The organism is Arthrobacter sp. CAN_A212 (assembly GCF_015752345.1).
Classification (GTDB): Bacteria; Actinomycetota; Actinomycetes; order Actinomycetales; family Micrococcaceae; genus Arthrobacter_D.
On record NZ_JADOUT010000072.1, the window covers coordinates 1 to 1,436 of the forward strand.

General features: G+C 65.9%; 1 protein-coding gene. It reads left to right on the top strand.

From position 1 onward, the window contains the following. The first annotated feature begins 121 nt into the window (after nucleotides 1–121). Complete coding sequence (locus IWX64_RS16815; RefSeq protein WP_196868266.1) at nucleotides 122–1,429, top strand: ISL3 family transposase; 1,308 nt, start codon at nucleotides 122–124, stop codon at nucleotides 1,427–1,429. The last annotated feature ends 7 nt before the right edge of the window (nucleotides 1,430–1,436 follow it).

Consider the following 1,436-nt stretch of genomic DNA (forward strand, 5'->3'; position numbering starts at 1 on the left):
GGCTCATCGCAATTGAGGGTGTAGTCGGGGTGTGAGCGGGATGGGCGCGTCGGTCACGGGATAGGGGTCGAGGCCTTCCGATGATGGAAGTTCTCACGCTCGCCATCCGGAAGACCTCAACGTGTTCAACGCTACCTTCGCTGCACCCGATCTGAGCACGTTCTGCCGACTCGATGAACTCGGTCTGGAAGCCATCGGTCAGGAGGTGAAGCCCGATGGTGCGGTGCTGGTTTGCGAGGTAGTGGAACCGGACTCGTGGTGCCGGCGCTGCGGAGCCCAAGGCGCTGCACGGGACATGGTGACCCGGCGCCTGGCGCACGAACCGTTCGGCTGGCGGCCAACGACGCTGCTGATCCGGGTCCGCCGCTACCGGTGCACCGGATGCGCTCACGTGTGGCGGCAGGACACCGCTAAGGCCGCCGAGCCGCGGGCGAAACTCTCCCGACGGGGCCTGCGCTGGGCGCTGGCCGGGATCGTGTGTCAACACCTCACCGTCGCCCGGGTCGCCGAGGGCCTTGGGGTGTCGTGGAATACCGCGAACACCGCGGTCCTGGCCGAGGGAAAGCGGGTCTTGATCGATGACCCGGACCGGTTCGACGGGGTGAAGGTGATCGGCGTCGATGAGCACGTGTGGCGGCATACCCGCCGCGGGGACAAGTACGTGACCGTCATCATCGATCTCACGCCGATTCGCGAAAAGACTGGGCCGTCAAGGTTGTTGGACATGGTCGAGGGCCGCTCAAAGGCCGTGTTCAAGCAGTGGTTAGCCAAACGCCCACAGGCGTGGCGGGACGGGGTGGAAGTCGTCGCCATGGACGGATTCACCGGCTTCAGAACCGCGGCCGCCGAGGAGCTTCCCAGCGCGGTGGCGGTCATGGACCCGTTCCACGTCGTCCGTCTCGCCGGGGACGCGTTGGATGGGTGCCGACGCCGGATCCAGCAAGCTACCTGCGGTCACCGCGGACGCAAGGGCGACCCGCTCTACAGCTCACGGCGGACCCTGCATACGGGGGCGGACCTGCTCACCGACAAACAGGAACAACGCCTCACCGACCTGTTCACCACGGACACTCACGTCCAAGTCGAGGCAACCTGGGGCATCTACCAGCGGATGATTGCTGCCTACCGGCACGAGGACCGGGCCCGAGGACACGAGTTGATGCAAGCACTTATCGAATCGGTCAGCGACGGTGTCCCGGCCGCGCTCACCGAGATCCGCACTCTGGGCCGGACCCTCAAACGCCGGGCCGCCGACGTCCTGGCGTACTTCGACCGGCCCGGCACCAGCAACGGACCCACCGAAGCCATGAACGGCCGCCTCGAACACCTCCGAGGCTCAGCCCTGGGCTTCCGCAATATCGCCAACTACATCGCCCGCTCACTCCTGGAAACCGGCGGCTTCAGACCCCGACTACACCCTCAATTATGAAGAGCCT